Here is a 23,799-nt window from a genome sequence, read left to right on the forward strand (position 1 = left end):
GGGGTGGGGCGCCGGGCCCCGGTCGACTGTCAGTGGTGGGCGGTAGCGTCTGTGGGAGTGCGGTGGAGGTGGGGGAGGGGCCTTTTCACCGTCGTTCCGGCTCTCTGGTGGATGGGGAGAGGGAGGGGCCCTGCCAGGAGTCCTGCCGGCGGTCAGCCGGCCATCGTGTACGGGCTGCCAATGCTCTGCCGGACGAGCCCGGCGCGCTCCAGCCGCTCCTGGACGAGGACGTTGCGGAAGTCGTGGACGATGCGGCCGTCGAGGCGGGCGGCGACCGCGTCCCAGTCCAGTTCGATGAATTCGGGCCATTCGGTGAGTACGAGGACGGCCTCGGCTCCCTCGGCGGCCTTCACCGGGTCGTCGACGAGGGTGACCAGGTCGCTCAGGTCGGGCCGGGTCTCGCTCAGCGCGGGGTCGTAGGCGTACAGCTCGGCGCCGCGTTCCCGCAGCTGCCGGGCGATGGCCAGCGCGGGCGAGTCCCGCAGGTCGGAGGTGCCGGCCTTGAACACCAGGCCGTACAGGGCCAGCCGTACGCCCGTCAGCGAGCCGTCGCCCCGCGAGCACTGGGCCGCGACGCGTTCCACGAGCCGGGTCTGGTGCTCGACGTTGGTCTCGATGGTGGCGCGCAGCAGCGGGAAGTCGATCCCGGCCGCCTCGCAGACGGACAGCAGCGCGTGGGTGTCCTTGGGGAGGCAGGAGCCGCCCCAGCCGGGGCCCGGCTGGAGGAAGGCGGCGCCGATGCGCGGGTCGTGGCCGATGCCCGCCGTGACGTCGCCGATGTCCGCGCCGAAGCGCTCGCACAGCGTCGCCAGGTTGTTGGCGAAGGACAGCTTCATGGCGAGGAAGAAGTTGGCCGCGTACTTGGTGAGTTCGGCGCTGCCGGCGTCGGTGACGACCAGCGGCGCCGCCAGCCGCACGTACAGCTCCGCGACCCGCCGCGCGGCCTCGGCGTCCGCTCCCCCGACCACGATCCGGTCCGGGTGCAGGAAGTCGTGCACGGCGCGTCCCTCGCGGAGGAACTCCGGGTTGCTCACCACGGACACGTCCGGCCGGCCGAGCAGCGCGGCGACCCGGTCCGCCGTGCCGACGGGCACGGTGGACTTGTTGACCACGACGGCGCCGTGCGGCAGCTCGGCGCGGATCTCCCCGGCGACGGCCTCGACGGCGGCCAGGTCGGCGGCGCCGCCCGCGCCCATGGGCGTCGGGAGGCAGAGGAAGACCACTTCGGCGTCGCGCACGGCGGCCGGGGTGTCTCCCACGAATTCCAGAAGGTCCGATTCCAGTCCCTCCCGGACCAGTTCCGGCAGGCCCGGCTCCAGGATGTCGACCTCGGCCCTCCGGAGCCGCTCGACCTTGCCCGGATCGGCGTCCGCGCACACCACCCGGTGTCCGAGGGAGGCCAGGCAGGCGCCGGTGGTCAGGCCCACGTAACCGGTACCGATGACGGCGACGCGTCGTTCAGTCACTGATAATCACCTTTTCGAATGATCGTCGGCGCCCGACTTTATGACACGGACCCCGGAGGGGGTCAACGATTGATGACAACGACCGATGACTTCCGGACACGGTCCGGATCCTGGACCATGTGCTGCTGAACGACGAGCCGAAGAAGGTACGAACACGTGGACGGATCGACACCGAAGGCGAAGAACGACACCGGCGCGCAGCCCCCGAGGACGCGCAAACACAACGCGGCGGGCACGCGCAGCGCCTTGATGGAGGCGGCCGCGCTGCGCTTCGGGAGGTACGGCTACGACGGCGCCAGCATCCGGGACATCGCCGGGGACGCGGGGGTCGACGCCGCCCTCGTGTACCGCTATTTCGGCTCCAAGGAAGCCCTGTTCGCGTCGGTGGCCATGGAGGACACCGCGATGTTCGACCCGTTGCTGGAGGTGCCGCTCGACGAGGTCGCCGCCTGGGTCTGCGGCTTCGTCACCGGCGGCCCGCCGGACGAGGAGATACCGCACCCGGTGCTGTCCGTGCTCCGCTCCTCCAGCCGCGAGGAGGCCGTCCGGCAGTTCCGCGACAAGGTCGCCGAGGTGTTCTCCGGCCGGTTCGCCGAGCGCCTGGAGGGACCCGACGCGGAGCTGCGCGCCGAACTGCTCGCCGCCTGGCTCCTCGGTACGAGCCTGATGCGCAAGGCGTTCCGTACGCCGGCCCTGGACGCGGCCACGGACGCCACCCTGGAAGCCCATCTCCGCGCCGGCCTCGCCGGCCTTCTCAACCCGCGCACCTGCGAGTGCGGTTGCGCCTGCCCGTGCGGCCTCTGAGCCCGCACTCCTGAACCGACTCCGTAAGGGGGCACGGTCGGCCGAGCCGACCGTGCCCCCTTATGCGTGCGCGCTAGACCTGATAGGAGTATTACTAATAGAAATAGTCGAGCGAAGGAGCCCGTCGTGAAGTTCTCGATGATCTTCGAGGCGCAGATGGCCGACCCGTCTCCCGCATCCGAGCGCCAGGTGATCCGGGACTGCGTCGAACAGGCCGTGCACGCCGAGGAGATGGGCTTCGACCGGATCTGGGCGGTCGAGCACCACTCGCTGACGCAGTACGCGCACATGAGCGCGTCCGAGGTCTTCCTGTCCTGGGTGGCGGCGAAGACCTCCCGCATCCGGATCGGCCACGGCGTGGTGACCATGCCCTTCGGCTACCAGCACCCGGTACGGGTCGCCGAGCGGGCCGCCATGCTCGACGTGCTCTCCGGCGGCCGCGTCGACATCGGCTCCGGACGCGGCGCCACCAAGCAGGAGATGTCCATGTACGGGGTGCGGCCCGAGGACACCTATCCGCAGATGGAGGAGGCGCTGCGGATCGTCAGCGCCGCCTGGCGCGAGGAGACCTTCGAGTGGCACGGGTCGCTCGACATCGGTCCCGGCGCGGTACTCCCCCGCCCCGTACAGGCTCCGCACCCACCGCTGTTCATGGCGTGCAGCAAGCACGACACCCTCAAGCTCGCCGCCGAACTGGGCATCGGCGCGCTCGTGCTGGGCTTCGCGGGCGCCGACGACATACGCGAGATGCGCAAGGTCTACGACGAGGCCATCGCCATGCGCGGCACCGAGCGCTTCGTCTCCACCGAGGTCAACGACCACTTCTCCGCGCTGTGCCCCACGATCGTCCTGGACGACGCCGACGCCGCCTACCGGATCGGCACCCGGGGCCAGCGGTTCTTCGCCGAGTCCATCGCGCACTGGTACGGGAACGGCCCGAAGCCGACCGTGTACGCGGAGGACGAGGACCACGTCGCCGCGATGGGGCGCCGCCGCGACGAGCTCGTCGCCAAGCTGCACGAGGCGGACATCCCGGCCCGCCCCGCCGACACCGGTACCTTCAACGCCGAGCACGCCTACGGCACCGCCGAGACGGCCATCGACTACGTCGAGCAGCTGCGCCGCATCGGCGTCGACGAGGTGATGTGCCTGGTCCAGATGGGGACCGTGCCGCAGGACGTGTGCATGGAGACCATCCGGCAGTGGGGCGAGAAGGTCATCCCGCACTTCCGCGCGCTCGAAGGGAACGCGGGCTGATGGCGGCACGGCTGGCCGGGAAAGTCGTACTCGTCACCGGTGCGGGGCGCGGACAAGGGGCCGCCGAGGCAAGGCTGTTCGCGGAGCACGGCGCGCGCGTCGTCCTGACGGACGTGCAGGAGGAAGCGGGCCGTGCGGTCGCCAAGTCGCTCGGCGAGCAGGGGGTCTTCGTCGCCCACGACGTGACCGACGCGGCGGGCTGGCAGCGGGTCGTACGGGCCGCCGAGGACGCCTTCGGGCGGGTCGACGCGCTGGTGAACAACGCGGCGCTGTGGCGCACCGCGCCCATCGAGGAGGAGAGCGAGGAGAACCTGCAACGGCTCCTCCAGGTGAACCTCGTCGGCCCGTTCCTCGGGATCCAGGCCGTCGTCCCGGCGATGCGTGCGACGGGCGACGGCGGCTCGGTGGTCAACATCTCCTCCACGGCGGGGCTGGTCGGCATCCAGGGCCACGCGTCGTACGGGGCGACGAAGTTCGGGCTGCGCGGGCTCACCAAGTCGGCGGCGCTCGACCTCGCCCGGCACCGCATCCGGGTCAACTCCGTGCACCCCGGCATGGTGGACACCCCGATGGTCGCGGGCGCGCTCGGCGCGGACGCCGGGGAGCGGGAGTGGCCGAACGTACCGCTGCGCCGGATGGGCCGCCCGGAGGAGGTCGCGGAGCTGGTGCTGTACCTGGTGTCGGAGGCGTCGGCGTACGTCACGGGCGCCGAGTTCGCCATCGACGGCGGGCTGACCGCGCAGTAGGAGCCCGGAAGCGCTGAAGCCCGCCGGTACCGTACCGGCGGGCTTCCTTGCTGGCTGTGGGGCCGGGCGGTCAGCGGGCCCCGAGGCCGGCCGCGATGGCGTTGACCGCGATCCAGCTGAACGTCATCGCGGGGCCGATGGTCGCGCCAGGGCCCGGGTACGTCTCGCCCATCACGGCGGCCGAGGCGTTCCCGGAGGCGTACAGCCCCTCGATGGCCGAGCCGTCCTCGCGCAGCACGCGGGCCGTCGCGTCGGTGACCGGGCCGCCCTTGGTGCCGATGTCGCCGGGGTGGACGGGGACGGCGTAGAAGGGCGGTTTGGTCAGCGGGGCGAGGTTGGGTGCGGGCAGGGTGGGGTCGCCGTAGTAGCGGTCGTAGACGCTGTCGCCGCGTCCGAAGTCCTCGTCGCGGCCCGCGCGGGCGAAGCCGTTGAAGCGGTCGAGGGTCGCCCGCAGCCGGTCGGCGGGCAGACCGGTCTGCGCGGCCAGCTCCTCGACCGTGCCGGCCTTCTTCACGAAGCCGTTCGCCGTCCACTTCTTCGGGAACGGCTGGCCCGGGAGCAGTCCCATGAAGACGTACCGGGCCTTGGAGGTGGCGTCGAGGATGAGCCAGGACGGCACGGTGGAGGCGCCGGGCCGGTCGTGCGCGTACATCGCGTCGACGAACTCGTGGTACGGCGCCGCCTCGTTGGCGTACCGCGCGCCGGACTGGTCGACGATCACCATGCCGGGGATGCCGCGGTCCGCGACCAGGAAGAACGGCTTCTCGCCGGGCGCCACCACGGACGGCGCGCCCCACACCTTGTCCATCAGGTCGGTCGCCGCGCCCGCCGCGACGGCCGCTTCGAGGGCGTCCCCGGTCTGCCCCTCGGCCGCCGCGCTCCACTCCGTGGAGGTGGGCGCCGGGAGGTGCTTCTCGCGCAGCCGCTGACTGTGCGAGAAGCCGCCCGAGGCCAGGACGACGCCGCCCCTCGCGCGTACGGTGATCTCGCCGCCGTGGCGGCCGACCCGTACGCCCGCGACCCTGCCGTCCTCCGTCACCAGGCCGGTGAGCGGCGCGGACAGCCACAGGTCAGCGCCGAGCCGGTCGAGCGAGTGCCGCATCCGGGCGATCAGCGCCTCGCCGAGGGCCAGCGGCTTGCGCCCGGCCGCCAGGGCGCCGAGCGCCCGTAGGCCCACCTTCAGGGACGTCCGCTTGCCCGCCCACGTACGCGCGGCCATGTTCAGGTAGCGGAAGTCGTAGGAGGTGATGGTGAGCCCGTACGTGGGCAGCCCGGCGCGGCGCATGGTGGCGCGCTGCTCCGGCGTGAGCCGCTTGAAGTCGAAGACCTCCGGTTCGACGGAGCGGCCCTGCGGGGCGCCGCCGAGCCGCTCCGGGTAGTAGTCGCTGTACCCGGGGGTGTACGTGAACCGGACGTCGGTCTTGTCGTGGAATTCGCGCAGCATGGCCGGGCCGTGCTCCAGATACGCGTCCTTGCGCTCCGCCGGTACCCGGTCGCCCACGGTCGCGTCGAGGTACGCGCGCGCCTTCTCCCGGGTGTCGCCGAGGCCCGCGGCGTCGAGATGGAAATTGCCCGGCACCCAGACCGCACCGCCGGACAGCGCCGTGGAGCCGCCGTACCGGTCGGTCTTCTCGACGACCAGCGCGCTGAGGCCGCGCAGCCGGGCGGTGAGGGCTGCGGCCAGGCCGGCAGCGCCGGACCCGATCACCACCACGTCGTACGTGTGATCCCAAGCATCCATCAGAAGGCCCCCACTGCGTAGCGGCTGCGGAAGTACAGGAGGGGGCGGCCGTCCTCGCGGGCGTCGAGCGCCAGGACCCGCGCGGTGACCAGATGGTGGTCGCCCGCCTCGTACACGGCCTGCAGCTCGCACTCCACGAAGGCGAGCGCGCCGTCGATGCGTACAGTCCTGTGCTCGCCCGTCCTCCAGGGCACCCCGGCGAACTTGTCGGGGCCGCTGCGGCCGAACGCGGCGCAGGTCTCGCGCTGGTGCTCGGCGAGGATGTTGACGCAGAAGCGGCCCGCGCGCTCGATCACCGGCCAGCTTGTGGACGCCTTGCCGACGGCCAGCATGACCAGCGGCGGGTCGAGGGAGAGCGAAGCGAAGGACTGGCACGCGAAGCCGGCGGGCCTGCCGCCCTCGTCCAGTCCGGCCACGATGGTGATGCCGGTGGCGAAACGGCCCAGTACGTCGCGGAATCCGGCGGGGTCCACCGTCGTCCCCCCGGTCAGCCGTTCCACCGGTGCCCCCAGAAGCTGTCGGCGGTGATCTCCTTGGCGACCCAGGTGGCGGGGTCGACGATCAAACCGTCCCAGCCGTACTCGACCTGGAAGCCGCCGGGCGCCTGGGCGTAGAAGGAGACCATCCGGTCGTTGGTGTGCCGGCCGAGGGTCGAGGAGATGGGGATGCCCGCGTCGTGCATGCGGTCCAGGCCGCGTCCCACGTCGTCGAGGGTCTCCAGCTCGACCATGAAGTGCACGATGCCGGGCGGCAGTTCGCCCGGGTACAGGCCGAGGCTGTGGTGGCGCCGGTTGGGGCTGAGGAAGTGCATCAGGTGGAAGTCCCGCTGTTCCTTGGCGGTGGGGACGGCCTGCGGGGGCAGCTTCATGGAGTCGCGCAGCTGGAAGCCGAGTACGTTCTCGTAGAAGTCCAGCGCCGCTTCGATGTCCGGGACGGGCAGGACGACATGGCCCAGGCCCAGATTGCCCTCGTCACCCGCCGTGCCGGTGACGAAGCGGTTGCCGTACGGGGTGCCGAGCGGGGTGTGGTCCTGCGCCTGGCCCCAGAAGAGCTCCAGGGGGTTGCCGCAGGGGTCGGTGACGTGCAGCAGTCCCTGGACGCGGCGCTCTGCGAGCTCGGCGTCTCCGGCGGCCTTGACGGGGAAGCCTGCTGCCTCCAGTTCCCGCCCTGCGGCCGCGAGCGCGGTGGCGTTCGCCACCTCCCAGCCGGCCGCCTGGAGCCGGTCGGCGGTGCCGCGGACGATGGTGAGCCGATGGGCGCGGTCGTCGATCCGCAGAGGGAGCACGTCCTTGTCAGCACCGGCCTCGCCGCTGCCGGTGGCCGCCACCATGCCGAGGAGGTCCAGCGCGTACGTACGCCACTCCTCGAACTTGGTGGTCTCCACGCGCAGATAGCCCAGGGCGCGGATGTCCATGGGGAACACCTCTTTCTTGGTGGGGCGGTCAGTGGGAGAAGAAGTCGGCCGCGAGCCGGTTGAACTCGTCCGCCTGCTCGGTCTGCGCCCAGTGGCCGCAGTGCGGGAAGACGTGCAGCCGGGCGTCGGGGATGGTCTTCAGGGCCACCAGCGCGCCGTCGAGCGGATTGGTGCGGTCCTCGCGGCCCCAGGTGAGCAGGACGGGCTGGGTGATGCGGTGCGCCTCGCGCCAGAGCATCCAGTCCTCCTGCCAGGCCGGGTTGGCGAAGGCCGCCGCCATCCGGGCGTTGCCGAGCTTCGTCTCGGGGTCGGTGGCCGAGGCCCAGCGCTCCTCGACCAGTTCGTCGGTGACGATGGACTGGTCGTACGCCATGACGCTGAGGAACGCGCGCAGCTGCTCCTTGGTCGGCTCCGGCGCCGCCTGGAACTCGAAGAGCCGCTTGATGCCTTCGGTCGGGTCCGGTGCGAAGAGGTTGAGGGAGATGCCGCCGGGGCCCATCAGCAGCAGCTTGCGGACCTTGGCCGGGTGGTCCAGTGCCATGCGGACGGAGGTGCCGCCGCCGAGCGAGTTGCCGACGAAGTGGGCCTGTTCAATGCCCAGTTCGTCCATGAGTGCCGCGACGGCTCCCGCGCTGTAGCTGAAGTAGTCCCTGTCCAGCTCCGGCTTGGCGGAGCGGCCGAAGCAGGGCTGGTCGACGAGGAGGGTGCGGAAGGTACGGGCGAAGACGGGCAGGTTGCCGCCGAAGTTGCTCCAGCCGGAGGCGCCGGGGCCGCCGCCGTGCAGCATGATCACCACGGGCGCTCCGGCGGGACCCGCCTCGTGGAAGTGCAGATCGATGCCGCCGGCCTTGACCGTGCGGGACGTCGACTCGTACGTAACCGCCATTACCTGATCCCCCATCAGAGCATCGTGTCCTGGATGTCGAGGCCGAGCGCCGCCTGCCCGAAGAGCACCAGCGCGCGCTCGGGGTCGTTGGCGGCGTGCCCGCGGCCGGTGTGCGCGTCGCGCCAGGCGCGCTGGACGGGGTTGGGACCGTTGCGCATCGCGCCGCCGCCGGCGTTCTCCACCAGCAGGTCCACCGCCGCCACCGCGCGTTCCGTGGCGAGCACCTGGTCGCGGCGGACGCGGGCGCGCAGCTCCGCCGACGGGTCCTCGCCGCGCTCCGCGCCCGCGTACAGCTCGCTCATGTTGCGGCGCAGTTGCAGCCAGGAGGCGTCGATGTCACTGGCCGCGCGGGCGATGCGGACCTGCGCGAACGGATCCTCGGCGACCTTCTGGCCGTAGGAGACCCGGATCCGCCGCTTGGTGGCCTCGGTGTACGACGCGTACGCGCCCTCCGCGATGCCGACGATCGGGGTGGAGATGGTGGTGGTGAAGACCGAGGCGTACGGCAGCCGGTACAGCGGCTCGGGGTTCAGCTCCTGGCCCGGCGTGCGCAACGCGCTGACCGGGCCGAAGCTCAGCGCCCGGTGCTCGGGCACGAAGGCGTCCTCGATGACGATGTCGTTGCTGCCGGTGCCGCGCAGGCCCACGGTGTCCCAGACTCGGTCGATGGTGTACTGGGTCCGGGGCACGAGGAAGGTGCGCATGTCGACCGGCGCGCCGTCCTCGCCGAGGACGAGGCCGCCGAGCAGCGCCCAGTCGGCGTGGTCGCAGCCGGAGGAGAAGTGCCAGCGGCCGGAGATCCGGAAGCCGCCGACGGCCACGGTGACCTGGCCGGTCGGCGCGTAGGAGGAGGCGATCCGGGTGGCGCGGTCCACGCCCCAGACCTCCTCCTGTGCCCTCGGGTCGTACAGGCCGACGTGCCAGGGGTGGACGCCGATCACGGAGGAGACCCAGCCGGTCGAGCCGCACGCCTTGGCGATCTCCTTGACCGCCTCGTAGAAGAGCACCGGGTCCGCCGCGTAGCCGCCGTACGCCCTGGGCTGCAGCAGCCGGAAGAAGCCGGTGCCCTCGATGTCCTTGACCGAGGCGTCGGGCACCCGGCACAGCTCCTCGGCCTCGGCGGCGCGTTCGCGGAGCACCGGGGCGAGCTCCCGGACGGCGGCGAGGACCTCGTGTTCGCTCATGGGCGTCCCCTCTCAAGTCGTGAATGTGACTGTGTGGTGCGGAGGTGCGGAGGTGCCGTGACAGTACGTCTGACTATTTCGTTTCGAAATAGTGGGTTCCCGCTGAGCGGGAACCGTGGCAGGCTCTCCGCACCCCTCCCCGCTCCTCGCAGGAGTCGCCGATGACCGTGCATCCGCCAACGCATCCGCCGTCGCTTCTGGAGAAGGCCGCACTCGTGCTGGGTGCCTTCCAGGGGGCCACGCCCCGGCTGACGCTCACGGACGTGGTACGCCGCTGCGGGCTGCCCCGTTCCTCCGTGCACCGCATACTCGACCAGCTCGTGCAGCTCGGCTGGCTGGAGCGGGACGGCCGGGACTACCGCCTGGGCATGCGGATGCTGGAGCTCGGCGCGACGGCCGCGCACCACAACCGGCTGCGCCGGGCCGCCCTGCCGCATCTGCACGCGCTGCACGAGAGGACCGGACACGTCGTGCATCTCGCCGTCCTCGACGGCCCCGAAGTGGTCTACCTGGAACGGCTCGGCGGCGGCGCCGACGCGTCGGTACCGTCCCGGATCGGCGGCCGGCAGCCGGCGTACTGCACGGCGACCGGCAAGGCGGTGCTGGCCTTCAGCGACGAGGCGCTGGTCGCGGAGGTGCTGCGGGCGGGGCTCCGGCCGCGTACGGCGTACACCCTCACCCGGCCGCGTCCCTTCCGCGCGGAGCTGGCGCGCGTCCGCGAACGCGGCGTGGCCTTCGACCGGGAGGAGGGTTTCCGCGGCGTGTCGTGCGTCGCGGCGCCGCTGCGGGGCGCGGGCCGCGCGATCGCCGCGGTCTCGGTCTGCGGCAACGGCCTCCACCGCGAGCTGGAGCGGCTGGCCCCGACAGTGCAAGGGACGGCGCGCGCGGTGTGGTCCGCGCTGTACGGGCCGGGGCGTACGGCACCGCCGCGCGCGGCCGGTGACGCGGCCGCGCCGGCCCTGGAGCCGGCGCAGCTGGACACGATGATGTCGTGGATGCGGTTCGCGGAGTGGATGTGAGCGTCCGCCCGCGGGCTCAGGAGTAGCTGATCCGGACCCGGTCGGTGAGGGGTACGGCCTGGCAGGCGAGGACGTATCCCTCGGCGAGGTCCGCTTCGTCCAGTACGTCGTTGCGGAGCATCTTCGTCTCGCCGGACACGACCCGGCAGGCGCACGCGCCGCAGGAGCCCTCGCGGCAGGAGTACGGGGCGTCCACGCCCGCCGCGAGCAGCGCGTCGAGCAGCGGGGTGCGGGCCGGCCAGCGGACCGTACGGGTCTCGCCGTCCAGCTCGACCTCCGCCGTGCCGTCGGCCTCCTCCGCCGCCGCCGGGACGTCCGGCGCTTCGAAGACGTCGGCGCCGAGGGAGAAGAACCGCTCGCGGTGGACCCGGATGTCCGGCGCCCCCAGGGCGCGCAGCGCCTGCCCGGCCGCGTCCATCAGCGGCTCGGGACCGCAGAGGAAGGTCTCGCATTCGGCATACGGCGCGAGCACGGCTGCCAGCCGGTCCGCGGCGGGCAGCCCCTGGACCGACTCCAGCCAGTGCAGCACGACGAGGCGTTCGGGGAAGTCCTCGGCCAGCTCCCGCAGCTCGTCGCGGAAGATGACCGCGGACTCGTCGCGGTTGGCGTACAGCAGCGCGACCCTGCCCCGCCCGCCGGCCAGCACCGACTTGGCGAGGGAGACAACGGGCGTGATGCCGCTGCCGCCCGCGACGAGCAGCAGGTCCCCGTCGAGCGAGTCCGGCGTGAACGTGCCCGCCGGGGGCAGCGCTTCCAGTTCGTCCCCGGCCGCCACGTGGTCGCAGATCCAGTGGGAGCCGTGCCCGCCGGCCACCCGCTTGACGGTGATCTTCAGCGGTTCGCCGGTGTGCGGGGAGCTGGCGAGGGAGTAGCAGCGGGCGGCCGTACCGCCGTCCGGGCCGGGCAGTTTCAGGGTCAGGAACTGCCCGGGGCGGTAGGCGAACCGGTCGGCGCTCCCTGGAGGCGGCAGGAGGACGAGGGAGCGGGCTTCGGCCGTCTCGTCGATCACCTCGGTGACGCGCAGCCGGTACGTACGCGGCTCAGGCATCGGCGGCCTCCAACGTGGTGATCCGCAGGGTTCCCTCGGTCACGGCCCGGTCGATGCTGCCGCGCAGCGCCGCGCAGGTCCGGATCCGGGCGGCGGTCTCCCCCGCGGCCACCAGGGCGCCGAACTCCGGGCAGGCGGACGCCGTTTCGGCCGTCCACTGCACGGAGGTGTGGGCGGGGCTGAATTTCTCGCACAGGACCTGGTTGCCGCAGGCCGCGCACTCCACCGGCTGCATGTCAGGCCCCGGCCCCCGTCCCCGCCGCGCGGCGGGCCAGGTTCGCGTCGACCTCGGCGCGCCATGCCTTGTTGGCCCGCGCGGTGTCGATCTCGAACTCGAACCGGCGCGTCATCTCGTCCGGCACCTCGGCCGCGTCCCGGTAGAACTGCTCGTACCAGCGGCGCAGCTGGTACACCGGGCCGTCCTCCTCGGTCAGCAGCGGGTTGTCGATCCGGGTCTTGTGCCGCCAGATCTCCACGTCCTGCTCGAAGCCGGCCGCGAGGCCCCGGGAGGTGAGCTGCGCGGTCTCGGCGGCCTCCGCGTCGGTCATGCCCGGCAGCTTCTTCACGATCGCGCCGTACTGCAGCACGAAGCTGTTCGCGTCGATCGGATAGTGGCAGTTGATCAGCACCATCTCCATCTCGACGCCGTCGGCCACCGGCGACCAGAGGCGGTCGATCATGTAGGAGGGGCCGTAGTACGAGGCGTCGGAGCGCAGCGGGGCGCTGAGGGTGCCCAGGTCCACGTCCTCGCGCGGGGCGCTCTCCATGTACTGGGTGGCGATGTGCCCCTCGAAGACGTTCTTGAAGTACGTCGGGAAGGAGTAGTGGACGTAGTAGAAGTGCGCCATGTCGACGATGTTGTCGACGATCTCCCGGCAGTTGGCGCCCTCCACGCGGAGGGTGTGCCAGGTCCAGTCGCTCCACTCGTCGCTGAAGACGCCCTCGATGCGCGGGATGGTCACGTCGGGGGGCGGGGGGTTGCCCTCGGGGTCGTGCCAGACGAAGAGCTGGCGGTTCTCCTCCAGGGTGGGCCAGGCGCGGGTGCGGGCGCGCGGGGGGACGCGGCGGGCGTACGGGACGGCCGCGCACCGGCCGTTGCCGGACCAGCGCCAGTCGTGGAACGGGCAGGCGAGGGTGTCGCCCTTCACGGAGCCGTGCGCGAGGTTGCCGCCCATGTGCGGGCAGTAGGCGTTCAGTACGTGCAGCGCGCCGTCGTGCTCCCCCTGGAAGACCACCAGCTTGGTGCCGAACGCCTCGACCTCGTGCGGCTCGCCGTCCTTGAAGCGGTCGGCGAGGCCGAGGCAGTGCCAGCCGCGGGCGTAGCGGGCGGGCGGCCGGCCCGCGTCGATGACGCGGACCTCGTCGTGGAGAGCAGTCATCTTGTCTCGTCCTCCTGCGGGCAAGGGGTCGTCCGGGGAGGCTAGGGCGGGCCGGGGCCGCGGCGGGAGGCGGAATTCCCGGTGAGCGGGAAAGGGGCCCCGGGCCCTTGGAGTCGGCAGGCTCTCACCGCGCCCCGTACACCGGCTGCGGCGGCTCGGCGACCGCGAGCAGCTTCCGGGCGGCCTCGCCCGCCTCGGCCGGGGTCCAGCGGGCGCCGTTGTCGGCGGTGGGGCCGGGGCGCCAGCCCTCCATGACGGTGATCCGCCCGCCCTCCGCCTCGAAGACCCGGCCGCTCACCCCGGCGGAGGCGGCGGAGGCCAGCCAGACGACGAGCGGGGAGACGTTCTCGGGGGCCATCGCGTCGAACGCGCCCTCCCCCGGCGCCGCCATCGTCCCGGCGAAGGTCTCCTCGGTCATCCGCGTGCGCGCTGCCGGGGCGATCGCGTTGACCTGGACGCCGTACCGGGCCAGTTCGGCGGCGGCGACGAGGGTGAGGCCGAGGATGCCGGCCTTGGCGGCGGAGTAGTTGCCCTGGCCGACGCTGCCGAGCAGCCCGGCCCCCGAGCTGGTGTTGATCACCCGGGCCTCGGGCGTGCGGCCGGCCTTGGCCTCCGCGCGCCAGTGCGCCGCGGCGTGCTTCAGCAGCAGGAAGTGGCCCTTGAGATGGACGCGCAGGACGTCGTCCCAGTCGTCCTCGTCGAGGTTGACGAGCATCCGGTCGCGGAGGAAGCCCGCGTTGTTGACCAGGGCGTCCAGCCGGCCGTACGTGCCGAGCGCGGTGCTGATCAGCGAGGCGGCGCCGGCCGCCGTGGCGATGTCACCGCCGTGCGCGACCGCCTCGCCGCCGGCGGCGCGGATCTCGTCGACGACCTGCTGGGCCGGCCCGGCGGCGGCCGCTCCGCTGCCGTCCAGGCCGACGCCGAGGTCGTTGACGACGACCTTGGCGCCCTCGGCGGCGAGGGCGAGGGCGTGCGCGCGGCCCAGTCCGCGGCCGGCTCCGGTGACGACGGCGACGCGTTCACTGCACAGTCCGGTCATGGTGTCCGGTTCCCTTCGGTGTGGTTGACGGTGGCGGCGTCGAGGAACGCCGGGCGTTCCCCTCCCCCGTGCACGAGCAGCGCGGCGCCGCTGATGTACGCGGCGCGCTCGGAGGCGAGGAAGACGCAGGCGTCGCCGATCTCGGTGGGCTCGGCGAGCCTGCCCAGCGGTACCGTGCGGCCCACCGCCGCGACGCCTGCCTCGTCCCCGTAGTGCAGGTGGGACAGTTCGGTGCGGACCATGCCGAGGGTCACGGTGTTGACGCGTACCTTCGGGGCCCATTCCACGGCCATCGAGCGGGCCAGGTTCTCCAGGCCCGCCTTGGCGGCTCCGTAGGCCGCGGTGCCCGGTGACGGGCGGGTGCCGCTGACGCTGCCGATCATGGTGATCGAGCCGCCCGTCTGCTGCCGGCACATGACGTCGTACGCGGCGAGCGAGGCGTTCAGCGGGGCGAGCAGGTTGAGTTCGACGACCCGCGCCGCGCGCCGGGCGCCGCCGTCGGCGAGGGTACGGAACGGGGTGCCCCCGGCGTTGTTGACCAGGGTGTCCAGCCGCCCGTACTCGCTCCGGACGCGCTCGAAGAACGCGCCGACGGCGTCCGGGTCCCGCAGGTCGACGGGGGCGAAGCGGGCGGCGCGGCCGGCCGCCTCGACAGGCCGGTCGGGGGGCCGTCGCGCACAGGTCACCACCTCCGCCCCGGCTTCCAGCAGGGCGCGCGCGATGCCCGCGCCGACGCCCCGCGTGCCGCCCGTGACGACGGCGACGTATCCCGACAGATCGATGATCGCTGGCATTGAGCACCTCCCGCGGCGCGCCGTCCGCTGCTACCTTGCCTGCAACACGCGCCTAACAAACGTTTGGTGGAAAGGTAGCTGATCTGCTCATGGGTGTCTCCACCTCAGCGCCCGAAGAGGGCATCGCGGTCGTCACCGTGGACTTCCCACCGGTGAACGCCCTGCCGGTGAACGGCTGGTACGAGCTGGCCGCCGCGCTCCGCACCGCCGGGGCAGAGCCGAAGGTCCGCTGCGTCGTCCTCACCGCCGCCGGACGCGGCTTCAACGCCGGCGTGGACATCAAGGAGATGCAGCGCACGCCCGGCCACGACGCGCTCGTCGGCGCCAACCGCGGCTGTTACGAGGCGTTCGCCGCCGTGTACGACTGCGAAGTCCCGGTGGTCGCCGCGGTACAGGGCTTCTGCCTGGGCGGCGGCATCGGCCTGGTCGGCAACGCGGACGCGATCGTGGCGAGCGACGACGCGACGTTCGGCCTGCCGGAGCTGGACCGGGGCGCGCTGGGCGCGGCCACCCATCTCGCCCGGCTGGTCCCACAGCACCTGATGCGGACCTTGTACTACACCTCACGCACCGTCACCGCCGAGGAACTGCACCGGCACGGTTCCGTGTGGCGGGTCGTACCCCGCGACCAACTGCTCGCGTCCGCCCGGGAGTTGGCGGGCGAGATCGCCACCAAGGACGGCGCGCTGCTACGCCTCGCCAAGGCCGCGATCAACGGCATCGACCCGGTCGACGTACGCCGCAGCTACCGCTTCGAGCAGGGCTTCACCTTCGAGGCCAACCTCAGCGGCCTCGCCGACCGGCACCGCGACGCGTTCGTGAACAACACCGCCACCACGGAGGGCAGCCAGTGACCGACAAGACCATGACGGCCGACGCGGTCGTCGCCCGGCTGGCCAGCGGCATGACGCTCGGCATCGGCGGCTGGGGCTCGCGCCGCAAGCCGATGGCCCTGGTACGGGCCCTGCTCCGCTCGGACCTCACCGACCTGACCGTGGTGTCCTACGGCGGCCCGGACGTCGGGCTGCTCGCCGCCGCAGGGAAGATCCGCCGGCTCGTCACCGCCTTCGGCACGCTGGACTCCGTCCCGCTGGAGCCGCACTTCTGTGCGGCCCGGCAGCGCGGCGGCCTCCAACTGACCGAGCTGGACGAGGCGATGGTCATGTGGGGGCTGACCGCCGCCGCGCACCGGCTGCCCTTCATGCCGATCCGGGCCGGCCTCGGCTCGGACGTGCTGACCGTCAATCCCGAACTGCGCACGGTCACCTCGCCGTACGAGGACGGGGAGGAGCTGACCGCCGTGCCGGCCCTGCGGCTGGACGCCGCGCTCGTCCACCTCAACCGGGCCGACGCGCAGGGCAACGGCCAGTACCTCGGGCCCGATCCGTACTTCGACGACCTGTTCTGCCAGGCCGCCGACGCCGCGTACGTCTCCTGCGAGCGCGTGGTGGACACCGCCGAGCTGCTCAAGGACCAGGGGCCGCAGTCGCTGCTGGTCAAGCGGGCGTTCGTGACCGGCGTCGTCGAGACGCCGAACGGCGCGCACTTCACCTCCTGCGCGCCCGACTACGGCCGCGACGAGGCGTTCCAACGGGCCTACGTCCGGGCCGCCAAGGACCCGGACGCGTGGCGGGCCTTCGCCGACCGGTTCCTGTCCGGCGACGAGCACAGCTACCAGGCCGCGGTCGCGGCGTTGCACGAGGAGGGCACGACGGCATGAGCAGCGGTACGACGACCACAGCGACCCGCGCCGAGTACTGCGTGGTGGCCTGCGCCGAGGCGTGGCGCGACGCGGGCGAAATCCTGGCCAGCCCCATGGGCACGATCCCCACCATCGGCGCCCGGCTGGCCAAGCTCACCTTCTCCCCCGATCTGCTGCTCACGGACGGCGAGGCCCTGCTGATGGGCGATGTGCCGGCGCTCGGGGCACCGTCCGGGGTGACCGAGGGCTGGCTGCCGTACCGTCAACACCTGGCGCTCGTCGCGAGCGGGCGGCGGCACGTCATGATGGGCGCGAGCCAGATCGACCGGCACGGCAACCAGAACATCAGCTGCATCGGCGCCTGGGCACGACCGAAGCGCCAACTCCTCGGCGTGCGCGGCGCGCCCGTCAACACGCTCAACAATCCGACGAGTTACTGGGTGCCGCGGCATTCGCGCCGGGTGTTCGTCGAGCGCGTCGACATGGTGTCCGGCGTCGGCTACGACCGCGCCGCGGCGGCGGGCCCTGCCGCGACCCGCTACCACCGCATCCCGGAAGTCATCAGCGACCTGGGCGTCTTCGACTTCGAGACGCCGGACCGGACGATGCGGCTGCGGTCGCTGCATCCGGGGGTCACCGTCGACCAGGTACGCGAGGCCACCGGCTTCGCGCCGACCGTCCCCGACGACGTGCCGTGCACCCGCCGGCCCACCGCCGAGGAGCTGCGGCTGATCCGGGACGTGATCGATCCGAAAGGGCTGCGCGAGCGCGAGGTGCCCGCGGCGTGACGGACATCAGCATCGAGACCGCATTGACGAAACTCGTCGGTGTCCGCCACCCCGTCGTGCAGACCGGCATGGGCTGGGTGGCCGGTCCCCGCCTGGTCTCGGCCGCCGCCAACGCGGGCGCGCTGGGGATCCTGGCCTCGGCCACCATGACCGTGGACGGGCTGCGCGCCGCGGTCCGCGAGGTCGCCTCCCGTACGGACGCGCCGTTCGGCGTCAACCTGCGCGCCGACGCGGGCGACGCGGCCGACCGGGTACGGATCATCATCGAGGAAGGCGTACGGGTCGCCTCCTTCGCCCTCGCGCCCTCCCGGGAGCTGATCACCCGGCTCAAGGACGCCGGGGTGGTCGTCATCCCCTCCATCGGGGCCCGGCGGCACGCGGAGAAGGTCGCCGCCTGGGGCGCCGACGCGGTGATCGTGCAGGGCGGCGAGGGCGGCGGCCACACCGGGGAGGTCGCCACGAGCGTGCTGCTGCCGCAGGTCGTGGACGCGGTGGACATCCCGGTCGTGGCGGCCGGCGGGTTCCGCGACGGGCGCGGTCTGGTGGCGGCACTGGCGTACGGCGCCGCCGGCATCGCCATGGGCACCCGCTTCCTGCTCACCTCCGACAGCACCGTTCCCGACCCGGTCAAGGCCCGCTACCTGGCCGCGACCGTCAAGGACATCACCCTCACCACCGCCGTCGACGGGCTCCCCCACCGGATGCTGCGCAGCGAGCTGGTCGACGCGCTGGAACGCTCCGGCCGGGCCGCCGCGCTGCTGCGCGCGGTGCGCCACGCCGCGGCCTTCAAGCGCGAATCCGGGCTGTCCTGGCCGCAGTTGGTCAGGGACGGCCTGGCGATGCGGCACGGCAAGGACATGACGTGGAGTCAGGTGCTGCTGGCCGCCAATACTCCGATGCTGCTCAAGGGGTCGATGGTGGACGGCCGTACGGATCTGGGCGTGATGGCGGCGGGCCAGGTCGCGGGCCTGATCGACGACCTGCCGCCCTGTGCGGAGCTGGTCGCCCGCGTCATGGCGGAGGCCCACGCCACTCTCCGCGGCCTGCCCGCCACGGGCTGACCGACCCGCACGCCCCGCTCGGATACCTTCCCACTCCCCCTGGAGCCGCCCCGATGCGTGCTACCCGCCTCCGCAGAACCGCCGGCGTGGTGCTCTCCGCCCTGGCCCTCGGCTGCCTCCCCGCGTGCACGGCGGCCGACGCCCCACCACGCCCGGCCACCTCCCCCGCCCCCTCGTCGTCGGCCCCCACCGTGCACCGCGTGGCACTGCATGGCGCCGTCAACGTCCGCGACCTCGGCGGCTACCGCACCGCCGACGGCCACCACGTCCGCTACGGCCGGGTCTTCCGGGCCGACGGGCTCGGCAAGCTGGCCCCGGCGGACCGTACGAAGCTCGCCGCGCTGGGCCTCCGTACCGTCGTCGACTTCCGCATCCCGGCCGAGACCGCGCGCGACGGCGCCGACCGGCTCCCCCGCGGCCTCACCCTCGCCTCCCGCCCCGTGGACGACAGCGGACTCAACGACACGACGAACCGGGCCCTCGCCGCCAAGGACCCGGCCACCCAGCGGAAGCTGCTCGGGGGCGGCCGGGCGGCGCGGCTGATGCGCGCCACCTACCGTTCCTTCGTCACCGATCCGGACACCCGCCGCCAATTCGCCGCGACCGTAAGGGACATCGCGGCAGGCAAGGGGACTCGGACTCCCCTGCTCTTCCACTGCACCGCCGGCAAGGACCGCACCGGCTGGCTGAGTTACGTACTGCTGCGTGCCGTCGGCGTGCCGGAGGCCGCCGCGACCCGCGACTTTCTCCGCTCCAACGGCTACCGGGAGCAGGCCGACGACAGGACCCGCGCGGGCCTGAAGAAGGCCGGTCTGATGCAGGACCCGGACCTGCTCACCCCGCTCCTCGAGGTCCGCGAGGACTACCTCCAGGCGGCCCTGGACCAGGTCGAGCAGGACTACGGCAGCCTCGACGGCTATCTCACCGACGGCCTCGGCCTGCACGCGTCGACCCTGGCCGGGCTCCGCGCCCGGCTGGTGAAGTGAAAGGGATACCGGCATGCTCCGACTGGGAATGATGGCACCGTTCACCGACGGCCTGATCACCTCGGGCGGCTTCCTCCGCGACCTGGCGGGCACGCTGGAGGAATGCGGCGTCGAGTCGCTGTGGACGGTCGAGCACGTCGCCGTCGCCGACCGGTACGAACCGCTCTATCCGTACTCCCCCGACGGCCGGATACCGGGCAGTTCCGGGTCCGTCCCCATGCCCGACCCGCTGGAGACCATCGCCTTCCTCGCCGGCGCTTCGGACACCTTGCGCTTCGGCACCGCGATGATCGTCGCCCCGCTGCACAGCCCGGTGGTCCTGGCCAAGCGCGCCGCGACGATCGACCGGCACTCCGACGGCCGGCTGCTGCTGGGCCTGGGCATCGGCTGGCAGAAGGAGGAGTACGCCGCCGTCGGCGTGCCCTACCGGGACCGCGGGCGGCGGCTGGAGGAGTGCGTCGGCGCGATGCGCGCGCTGTGGGGCGGCGGCCCCGCCTCGTACCAGGGGCGGCACATCTCCTTCGAGGGCCTGCACTCGCTGCCGCGGCCCGCGAGCGGCGCTGTGCCCGTGGTGCTCGGCGGGAACAGCGATCCGGCCGTTCGCCGGGCGGGCCGCATCGGCGACGGCTGGTTCCCGTACACGATCGGCCCGGAGGACTTCACACGCCAGGCCGACCTGCTGCGCGAGGCCGCACACCGGGCGGGGCGGCCGGCGGACGCCGTGGAGATCACGGTATGGCCGGGCTCCCGCGACCGCGCACGCGCGTCGGATCCGTCCTGGGTACGCGGCTTCGTCGACGCGGGCGCGACCCGTCTCGTCATCGCACCCCGCATCCGGGGCGCGGACGGCCTGTCGGGCCCCCGTGGACTCGACGCCCTGCGCGACCGGATCGACCGCTACCGCACCGAGGTCCTGGAGAAGCTGTCATGAACGAAGCCGACACGAGCGGGGTTCAGGTGCTCGACCTCGTCGTCCTCCCGGCCGGCGAGGTCGAGCCGTGGCTGCGGCGCTGGCGCACCGACTATCTGCCGGGTGCCCGCGGCCGCGGCATGGTCGCGGAACGCCTCTGGCGCACCTGGACCGGGCCGGAGACGGTGGCGGTCCGGATCCTGTGGTCGGTACGGGACAGCGGCGCGTTCTTCGTTGCGCGCGCGGCGTCCGCCGGGGATGTCCGGGTCGCCGAGTTCTGGGCGCGTACCGATGAGATCGCACTGGACCGCGACCGCCAGGTACTGGAGCCGGTCGCTCTCGATGAAGGCGAAAGGACGGCATCATGACCCGCTGGGTGGCACTGCTCCCGGCCGAAAGAGCCGAGGCGTACAACGAGGTGCGCGGGGTGCCCGGTGTATCGGACGGGTCGGCGGCCTCCGACCTTCCGGGCAGTTTCGGCGGCCGCGGCGCCACCTGGGACGTGACGGCGGACCGGTCTCCCGTCGCCCTCGCCGCCGGACTCGGGCTGCCGGAACCACTCGACACGGTCGCCCTCGCTCCCGTACGCGGCCGGGTCGTCCCCCTCTCCGGCCCGCGCGTCAAACGGACGCTGCTCCTCGCCGTACGCGCCGGGACACCCGGCGGTACCGTCGAGCGGCTGGAGGCGGACCTCCTCGCCATGCCCGGCCATATCTCCACCATCCGCTCCTGGGCGCTGAGCCGCGTGGACCAGGCGCTCACGCCCTCCCGGTGGACGCACGTCTGGGAGCAGGAGTACGCGGACATCGAGGGGCTGACCGGGGAGTATCTCGGCCACCCCTTCCACTGGACCTGCGTGGACCGGTGGTTCGACGGCGAGATTCCGGGCGCCGGGATCGTGGAGCCGCAGCTGGCCCATGTCTTCCGCTGGAGCGCGGAGCCGGTCCTGCTCTCCCGCTGAAGCACTGAAGCACTGAAGCAAGGACTGAAGCGCTGAAGACATGGGCCGCCTGCGTCAGAGGCGCTCGATGATGGTGACGTTGGCCTGGCCGCCGCCCTCGCACATCGTCTGCAGGCCGTAACGGCCACCGGTGCGCTCCAGCTCGTGGAGGAGCGTGGTCATGAGCTTCGTACCGGTGGCCCCCAGCGGATGCCCGAGGGCGATGGCGCCGCCGTTGACGTTGACGCTCGAAGGGTCGGCGCCGGTCTCCTTCAGCCAGGCCAGTACGACCGGCGCGAACGCCTCGTTGATCTCGACCAGGTCGATGTCGTCGATGGTCAGGCCGGTCTTCTTCAGGGCGTGCGCGGTGGCCGGGATCGGCGCGGACAGCATGCGGATGGGGTCCTCACCGCGTACGGAGAGGTGGTGGATACGGGCGCGCGGGGTGAGGCCGTGTTCCCGTACGGCGCGCTCGGAGGCGAGCAGCATCGCCGAGGCGCCGTCGGAGACCTGGGAGGAGACCGCGGCGGTCAGCCGGCCGCCCTCGACCACGGGCTTCAGCGCCGCCATCTTTTCCAGCGAGGTGTCCCGGCGCGGCCCCTCGTCGGCGGCCACGTCCCCGTACGGTACGAGCTCGCGGTCGAAGCGGCCCTCGTCGGCGGCGCGCAGGGCCCGCTGGTGGGAGCGGAGCGCGAACTCCTCCATCGCCTCGCGGGTGATGCCCCACTTCTCGGCGATCAGCTCGGCGCCGTGGAACTGGTTGACGGGCGCGTCGCCGTACCGGGCCCGCCAGCCCTCGCTGCCCGCGTACGGGCCTTCGGTGAGCCCGAGCGGTTCGGCGGCCTGCCGGCTGGCGAAGGCGATCGGGATCATCGACATGTTCTGCGTGCCGGCCGCCACGACCAGGTCCTGGGTGCCGGAGAGCACGCCCTGCGCGGCGAAGTGGACGGCCTGCTGCGAGGAGCCGCACTGCCGGTCGACGGTGACGCCCGGTACTTCCTCGGGGAGCCCGGCCGCCAGCCAGGAGGTGCGGGCGATGTCGCCGGCCTGCGGCCCGACGGTGTCCAGGCAGCCCATCACCACGTCCTCGACGGCCGCCGGGTCGATGCCGGTGCGCCGCATCAGGGCCCCCAGTACATGGGCCCCGAGGTCGGCCGGGTGGACGGCGGCGAGCCCGCCGTTCCGGCGGCCCACGGGGGTGCGTATCGCGTCGACGATGTATGCCTCGGCCATGACGGCTGCTCCTCGGTCGGGTGTCAGGTGCGTACGGCGACGCCGTCCAGGACCATCGAGAGGTACTGGCGGGCGATCTCCTCCGGGCTGTGCTGTCCGCCCGGGCGGTACCAGCTCACCGCGACCCAGACGGTGTCGCGGATGAAGCGGTAGGTGAGCCGGATGTCCAGGTCGGCGCGGAACACGCCGTCGGCCACCCCGCGCTCCAGCGTGCCCAGCCACGCCTTCTCGAACTTCGTCTGCGAGTCGGCCAGGTAGCCGAAGCGCGGCTGGGTGGCGAGGGTCCGGGCCTCCTTCTGGTAGATGGCGACGGCGGCGCGGTGCCGGTCGATCTCCCGGAAGGACTCGGTGACCAGGGCCTCGATGGTCTCCCGGGGGCCGAGGCCGGCGGCGAGCACGGTGTCGTAGCCGGTCCACAGCTCGTCCAGGAAGGTGGCGAGGATCTCGTCCAGCATCGACTCCTTGGAGTCGAAGTGGTAGTAGAGGCTGCCGGCCAGCATCCCCGCGGCGTCCGCGATCTTGCGTACGGTGGTGGCGTTGTAGCCCTGCGCGGCGAACACCTCCGCTGCGGTGTCCAGCAGCTCGCGGCGGCGCTCGGGGGACGGGCTCACGTTGGGTTTCTTCTTGGCGGTTGGCACGGTCCCATTGTCGCCCGGCCGCTCACGCACGCTGGCTGCTGACCGGTACGACCTCGCCGGTCATGTACGACGAGTACGCGCTGGCCAGGAAGACGATCACGTTGGCGACCTCCCAGGGCTCGGCGTACCGCCCGAACGCCTCGCGCGCGGTCAGCTCTTGCAGCAGCTCGTCGGTGGTGACCTTGGCGAGGTGCGGGTGCATGGCCAGGCTCGGCGCCACGGCGTTGACACGGACGCCGTACTCGGCCGCCTCGACCGCCGCGCAGCGGGTCAGCGCCATCACGCCGGCCTTGGCGGCGGCGTAGTGCGCCTGGCCACGCTGGGCGCGCCAGCCGATGACGGAGGCGTTGTTGACGATGACACCGCCGTGGTCGGCTCCGTTGTCCGCTCCCTCGTCCATTCCGTCGCCCGCGGCCTTCATCCGGCGCAGTGCCGCGCGGGTGCAGCGGAAGGTGCCGTTGAGCGTGACGTCGAGGACCCGGTCCCACTGCGCGTCGGTCATGTCGACCAGGTCGGCGGTGCCGCCGAGCCCGGCGTTGTTCACGACGATGTCGAGCCGGCCGTGGCGCTCCTCGGCGAGGTCGAGGAGGGCCGCGACCTGCGCCTCGTCCGTGACGTCGCAGGGCAGGGCCGCGACCCGGTCGGCGCCGAACTCGGCGGCGAGCGCTTCCTCGGACTCCTTGAGCCGGCGGGCGTGCGCGTCGGAGAGGACGACGCGCGCGCCTTCCTCCAGGAGCCGGCGCGCTGTGGCGCCGCCGATGCCG

At 72.6% G+C, this 23,799-nt stretch carries 26 protein-coding genes; 12 read left to right on the top strand and 14 right to left on the bottom strand.

Going from position 1 to position 23,799, the window contains the following annotated elements; translation table 11 throughout:
* Positions 1-152: 152 nt before the first annotated feature.
* On the bottom strand, positions 153-1,466 hold the full coding sequence (locus tag ABT381_RS15340) for a UDP-glucose dehydrogenase family protein (RefSeq protein WP_351593353.1): 1,314 nt from the start codon (positions 1,464-1,466) through the stop codon (positions 153-155).
* Between the two features lie 156 nt (positions 1,467-1,622).
* Here ABT381_RS15340 and ABT381_RS15345 point away from each other — a divergent pair, with 156 nt between their 5' ends.
* From ABT381_RS15345 to ABT381_RS15355, 3 genes are all read left to right on the top strand, one after another.
* Positions 1,623-2,270, top strand: coding sequence for a TetR/AcrR family transcriptional regulator (locus ABT381_RS15345; protein ID WP_351593355.1), 648 nt, complete (start codon positions 1,623-1,625; stop codon positions 2,268-2,270).
* Positions 2,271-2,396: 126 nt separating this feature from the next.
* Positions 2,397-3,527, top strand: a complete 1,131-nt coding sequence (locus ABT381_RS15350) for an LLM class flavin-dependent oxidoreductase (RefSeq protein ID WP_351593358.1) — start codon at positions 2,397-2,399, stop codon at positions 3,525-3,527.
* Positions 3,527-4,273, top strand: a complete 747-nt coding sequence (locus ABT381_RS15355; protein WP_351593361.1) for a glucose 1-dehydrogenase — start codon at positions 3,527-3,529, stop codon at positions 4,271-4,273. Before ABT381_RS15350 ends, ABT381_RS15355 begins: the two co-directional genes overlap by 1 nt.
* A gap of 70 nt (positions 4,274-4,343) precedes the next feature.
* On the opposite strand, the gene ABT381_RS15360 is transcribed toward ABT381_RS15355, so the two are convergent.
* Genes ABT381_RS15360 through hsaA form a run of 5 tightly spaced genes read right to left on the bottom strand, consistent with a single transcriptional unit; the run spans position 4,344 to position 9,498 of the window.
* On the bottom strand, positions 4,344-6,014 hold the full coding sequence (locus ABT381_RS15360; RefSeq protein ID WP_351593364.1) for an FAD-dependent oxidoreductase: 1,671 nt from the start codon (positions 6,012-6,014) through the stop codon (positions 4,344-4,346).
* The gene (locus ABT381_RS15365; RefSeq protein ID WP_351593367.1) at positions 6,014-6,514 is read right to left on the bottom strand and encodes a flavin reductase family protein; all 501 of its coding nucleotides are present in this window, start codon (positions 6,512-6,514) and stop codon (positions 6,014-6,016) included. The genes ABT381_RS15360 and ABT381_RS15365 overlap by 1 nt, the downstream gene beginning before the upstream one ends.
* Positions 6,502-7,428, bottom strand: a complete 927-nt coding sequence (locus ABT381_RS15370; RefSeq protein ID WP_351593370.1) for a VOC family protein — start codon at positions 7,426-7,428, stop codon at positions 6,502-6,504. Before ABT381_RS15370 ends, ABT381_RS15365 begins: the two co-directional genes overlap by 13 nt.
* A 28-nt stretch (positions 7,429-7,456) precedes the next feature.
* Entirely contained in the window at positions 7,457-8,329 is an 873-nt protein-coding gene (gene hsaD / locus ABT381_RS15375; RefSeq protein ID WP_351593373.1) for a 4,5:9,10-diseco-3-hydroxy-5,9,17-trioxoandrosta-1(10),2-diene-4-oate hydrolase, read from the bottom strand.
* Positions 8,329-9,498: a 3-hydroxy-9,10-secoandrosta-1,3,5(10)-triene-9,17-dione monooxygenase oxygenase subunit gene (gene hsaA / locus ABT381_RS15380; RefSeq protein ID WP_351593376.1), complete on the bottom strand. Its 1,170-nt coding sequence runs from the start codon at positions 9,496-9,498 to the stop codon at positions 8,329-8,331. Before hsaA ends, hsaD begins: the two co-directional genes overlap by 1 nt.
* Positions 9,499-9,659: 161 nt before the next feature.
* Here hsaA and ABT381_RS15385 point away from each other — a divergent pair, with 161 nt between their 5' ends.
* Positions 9,660-10,517 carry an IclR family transcriptional regulator gene (locus tag ABT381_RS15385; RefSeq protein WP_351593379.1) on the top strand — a complete coding sequence of 286 codons (858 nt, stop codon included), beginning with the start codon at positions 9,660-9,662 and terminating at the stop codon, positions 10,515-10,517.
* A gap of 16 nt (positions 10,518-10,533) precedes the next feature.
* Here ABT381_RS15385 and ABT381_RS15390 read toward each other — a convergent pair whose 3' ends face one another.
* The 5 genes from ABT381_RS15390 to ABT381_RS15410 all read right to left on the bottom strand — a co-directional run bounded on the left by ABT381_RS15390 (position 10,534) and on the right by ABT381_RS15410 (position 14,777).
* Positions 10,534-11,565: a 2Fe-2S iron-sulfur cluster-binding protein gene (locus ABT381_RS15390; protein ID WP_351593381.1), complete on the bottom strand. Its 1,032-nt coding sequence runs from the start codon at positions 11,563-11,565 to the stop codon at positions 10,534-10,536.
* Positions 11,558-11,800, bottom strand: a complete 243-nt coding sequence (locus ABT381_RS15395) for a hypothetical protein (RefSeq protein WP_351593384.1) — start codon at positions 11,798-11,800, stop codon at positions 11,558-11,560. The genes ABT381_RS15390 and ABT381_RS15395 overlap by 8 nt, the downstream gene beginning before the upstream one ends.
* Before the next feature lies 1 nt (position 11,801).
* Entirely contained in the window at positions 11,802-12,944 is a 1,143-nt protein-coding gene (locus tag ABT381_RS15400; RefSeq protein WP_351593387.1) for a 3-ketosteroid-9-alpha-monooxygenase, oxygenase component, read from the bottom strand.
* A 124-nt stretch (positions 12,945-13,068) separates the two neighbouring features.
* Positions 13,069-13,983, bottom strand: a complete 915-nt coding sequence (locus tag ABT381_RS15405; RefSeq protein WP_351593389.1) for an SDR family oxidoreductase — start codon at positions 13,981-13,983, stop codon at positions 13,069-13,071.
* Entirely contained in the window at positions 13,980-14,777 is a 798-nt protein-coding gene (locus tag ABT381_RS15410) for an SDR family oxidoreductase (RefSeq protein WP_351593390.1), read from the bottom strand. The genes ABT381_RS15405 and ABT381_RS15410 overlap by 4 nt, the downstream gene beginning before the upstream one ends.
* Before the next feature lie 89 nt (positions 14,778-14,866).
* Here ABT381_RS15410 and ABT381_RS15415 point away from each other — a divergent pair, with 89 nt between their 5' ends.
* From ABT381_RS15415 to ABT381_RS15450, 8 genes are read left to right on the top strand one after another with little or no spacing between them, the layout of a single operon-like run.
* Positions 14,867-15,631: an enoyl-CoA hydratase family protein gene (locus ABT381_RS15415; RefSeq protein WP_351593393.1), complete on the top strand. Its 765-nt coding sequence runs from the start codon at positions 14,867-14,869 to the stop codon at positions 15,629-15,631.
* A complete protein-coding gene (locus tag ABT381_RS15420; RefSeq protein WP_351593396.1) occupies positions 15,628-16,497 on the top strand; it encodes a CoA transferase subunit A in 870 nt (289 codons plus the stop codon). The genes ABT381_RS15415 and ABT381_RS15420 overlap by 4 nt, the downstream gene beginning before the upstream one ends.
* Positions 16,494-17,267, top strand: coding sequence for a CoA-transferase subunit beta (locus ABT381_RS15425; RefSeq protein ID WP_351593399.1), 774 nt, complete (start codon positions 16,494-16,496; stop codon positions 17,265-17,267). The genes ABT381_RS15420 and ABT381_RS15425 overlap by 4 nt, the downstream gene beginning before the upstream one ends.
* A gap of 11 nt (positions 17,268-17,278) precedes the next feature.
* Entirely contained in the window at positions 17,279-18,328 is a 1,050-nt protein-coding gene (locus tag ABT381_RS15430) for an NAD(P)H-dependent flavin oxidoreductase (protein WP_351593422.1), read from the top strand.
* A gap of 53 nt (positions 18,329-18,381) precedes the next feature.
* Entirely contained in the window at positions 18,382-19,314 is a 933-nt protein-coding gene (locus ABT381_RS15435) for a tyrosine-protein phosphatase (RefSeq protein ID WP_351593402.1), read from the top strand.
* A gap of 13 nt (positions 19,315-19,327) precedes the next feature.
* Positions 19,328-20,245 carry a TIGR03619 family F420-dependent LLM class oxidoreductase gene (locus ABT381_RS15440; protein ID WP_351593405.1) on the top strand — a complete coding sequence of 306 codons (918 nt, stop codon included), beginning with the start codon at positions 19,328-19,330 and terminating at the stop codon, positions 20,243-20,245.
* Positions 20,242-20,592, top strand: coding sequence for a hypothetical protein (locus ABT381_RS15445; RefSeq protein ID WP_351593408.1), 351 nt, complete (start codon positions 20,242-20,244; stop codon positions 20,590-20,592). Before ABT381_RS15440 ends, ABT381_RS15445 begins: the two co-directional genes overlap by 4 nt.
* On the top strand, positions 20,589-21,185 hold the full coding sequence (locus ABT381_RS15450; RefSeq protein WP_351593410.1) for a Dabb family protein: 597 nt from the start codon (positions 20,589-20,591) through the stop codon (positions 21,183-21,185). The genes ABT381_RS15445 and ABT381_RS15450 overlap by 4 nt, the downstream gene beginning before the upstream one ends.
* Positions 21,186-21,239: 54 nt before the next feature.
* Here ABT381_RS15450 and ABT381_RS15455 read toward each other — a convergent pair whose 3' ends face one another.
* The 3 genes from ABT381_RS15455 to ABT381_RS15465 form a co-directional block, all read right to left on the bottom strand.
* Positions 21,240-22,397 carry an acetyl-CoA C-acetyltransferase gene (locus ABT381_RS15455; protein ID WP_351593413.1) on the bottom strand — a complete coding sequence of 386 codons (1,158 nt, stop codon included), beginning with the start codon at positions 22,395-22,397 and terminating at the stop codon, positions 21,240-21,242.
* A 23-nt stretch (positions 22,398-22,420) separates the two neighbouring features.
* Complete coding sequence (locus tag ABT381_RS15460; RefSeq protein ID WP_351593416.1) at positions 22,421-23,035, bottom strand: TetR/AcrR family transcriptional regulator; 615 nt, start codon at positions 23,033-23,035, stop codon at positions 22,421-22,423.
* Between the two features lie 22 nt (positions 23,036-23,057).
* Positions 23,058-23,799: SDR family oxidoreductase (locus ABT381_RS15465; protein ID WP_351593419.1), on the bottom strand; the 742-nt coding region annotated here is incomplete at its 5' end.

The sequence above is a fragment of the Streptomyces sp. NPDC000151 genome (assembly GCF_040301705.1).
Taxonomy (GTDB): domain Bacteria; phylum Actinomycetota; class Actinomycetes; order Streptomycetales; family Streptomycetaceae; genus Streptomyces.

Coding starts and splice junctions, on each gene's coding strand:
- ABT381_RS15370 (WP_351593370.1), bottom strand. CDS start 7,428: ATGGACATCCGCGCCCTGGGCTATCTGCGCGTGGAGACCACCAAGTTC.
- ABT381_RS15440 (WP_351593405.1), top strand. CDS start 19,328: ATGCTCCGACTGGGAATGATGGCACCGTTCACCGACGGCCTGATCACC.
- ABT381_RS15385 (WP_351593379.1), top strand. CDS start 9,660: ATGACCGTGCATCCGCCAACGCATCCGCCGTCGCTTCTGGAGAAGGCC.
- ABT381_RS15415 (WP_351593393.1), top strand. CDS start 14,867: ATGGGTGTCTCCACCTCAGCGCCCGAAGAGGGCATCGCGGTCGTCACC.
- ABT381_RS15455 (WP_351593413.1), bottom strand. CDS start 22,397: ATGGCCGAGGCATACATCGTCGACGCGATACGCACCCCCGTGGGCCGC.
- ABT381_RS15445 (WP_351593408.1), top strand. CDS start 20,242: ATGAACGAAGCCGACACGAGCGGGGTTCAGGTGCTCGACCTCGTCGTC.
- ABT381_RS15395 (WP_351593384.1), bottom strand. CDS start 11,800: ATGCAGCCGGTGGAGTGCGCGGCCTGCGGCAACCAGGTCCTGTGCGAG.
- hsaA (WP_351593376.1), bottom strand. CDS start 9,498: ATGAGCGAACACGAGGTCCTCGCCGCCGTCCGGGAGCTCGCCCCGGTG.
- hsaD (WP_351593373.1), bottom strand. CDS start 8,329: ATGGGGGATCAGGTAATGGCGGTTACGTACGAGTCGACGTCCCGCACG.
- ABT381_RS15405 (WP_351593389.1), bottom strand. CDS start 13,983: ATGACCGGACTGTGCAGTGAACGCGTCGCCGTCGTCACCGGAGCCGGC.
- ABT381_RS15450 (WP_351593410.1), top strand. CDS start 20,589: ATGACCCGCTGGGTGGCACTGCTCCCGGCCGAAAGAGCCGAGGCGTAC.
- ABT381_RS15425 (WP_351593399.1), top strand. CDS start 16,494: ATGAGCAGCGGTACGACGACCACAGCGACCCGCGCCGAGTACTGCGTG.
- ABT381_RS15355 (WP_351593361.1), top strand. CDS start 3,527: ATGGCGGCACGGCTGGCCGGGAAAGTCGTACTCGTCACCGGTGCGGGG.
- ABT381_RS15390 (WP_351593381.1), bottom strand. CDS start 11,565: ATGCCTGAGCCGCGTACGTACCGGCTGCGCGTCACCGAGGTGATCGAC.
- ABT381_RS15360 (WP_351593364.1), bottom strand. CDS start 6,014: ATGGATGCTTGGGATCACACGTACGACGTGGTGGTGATCGGGTCCGGC.
- ABT381_RS15400 (WP_351593387.1), bottom strand. CDS start 12,944: ATGACTGCTCTCCACGACGAGGTCCGCGTCATCGACGCGGGCCGGCCG.
- ABT381_RS15410 (WP_351593390.1), bottom strand. CDS start 14,777: ATGCCAGCGATCATCGATCTGTCGGGATACGTCGCCGTCGTCACGGGC.
- ABT381_RS15435 (WP_351593402.1), top strand. CDS start 18,382: ATGCGTGCTACCCGCCTCCGCAGAACCGCCGGCGTGGTGCTCTCCGCC.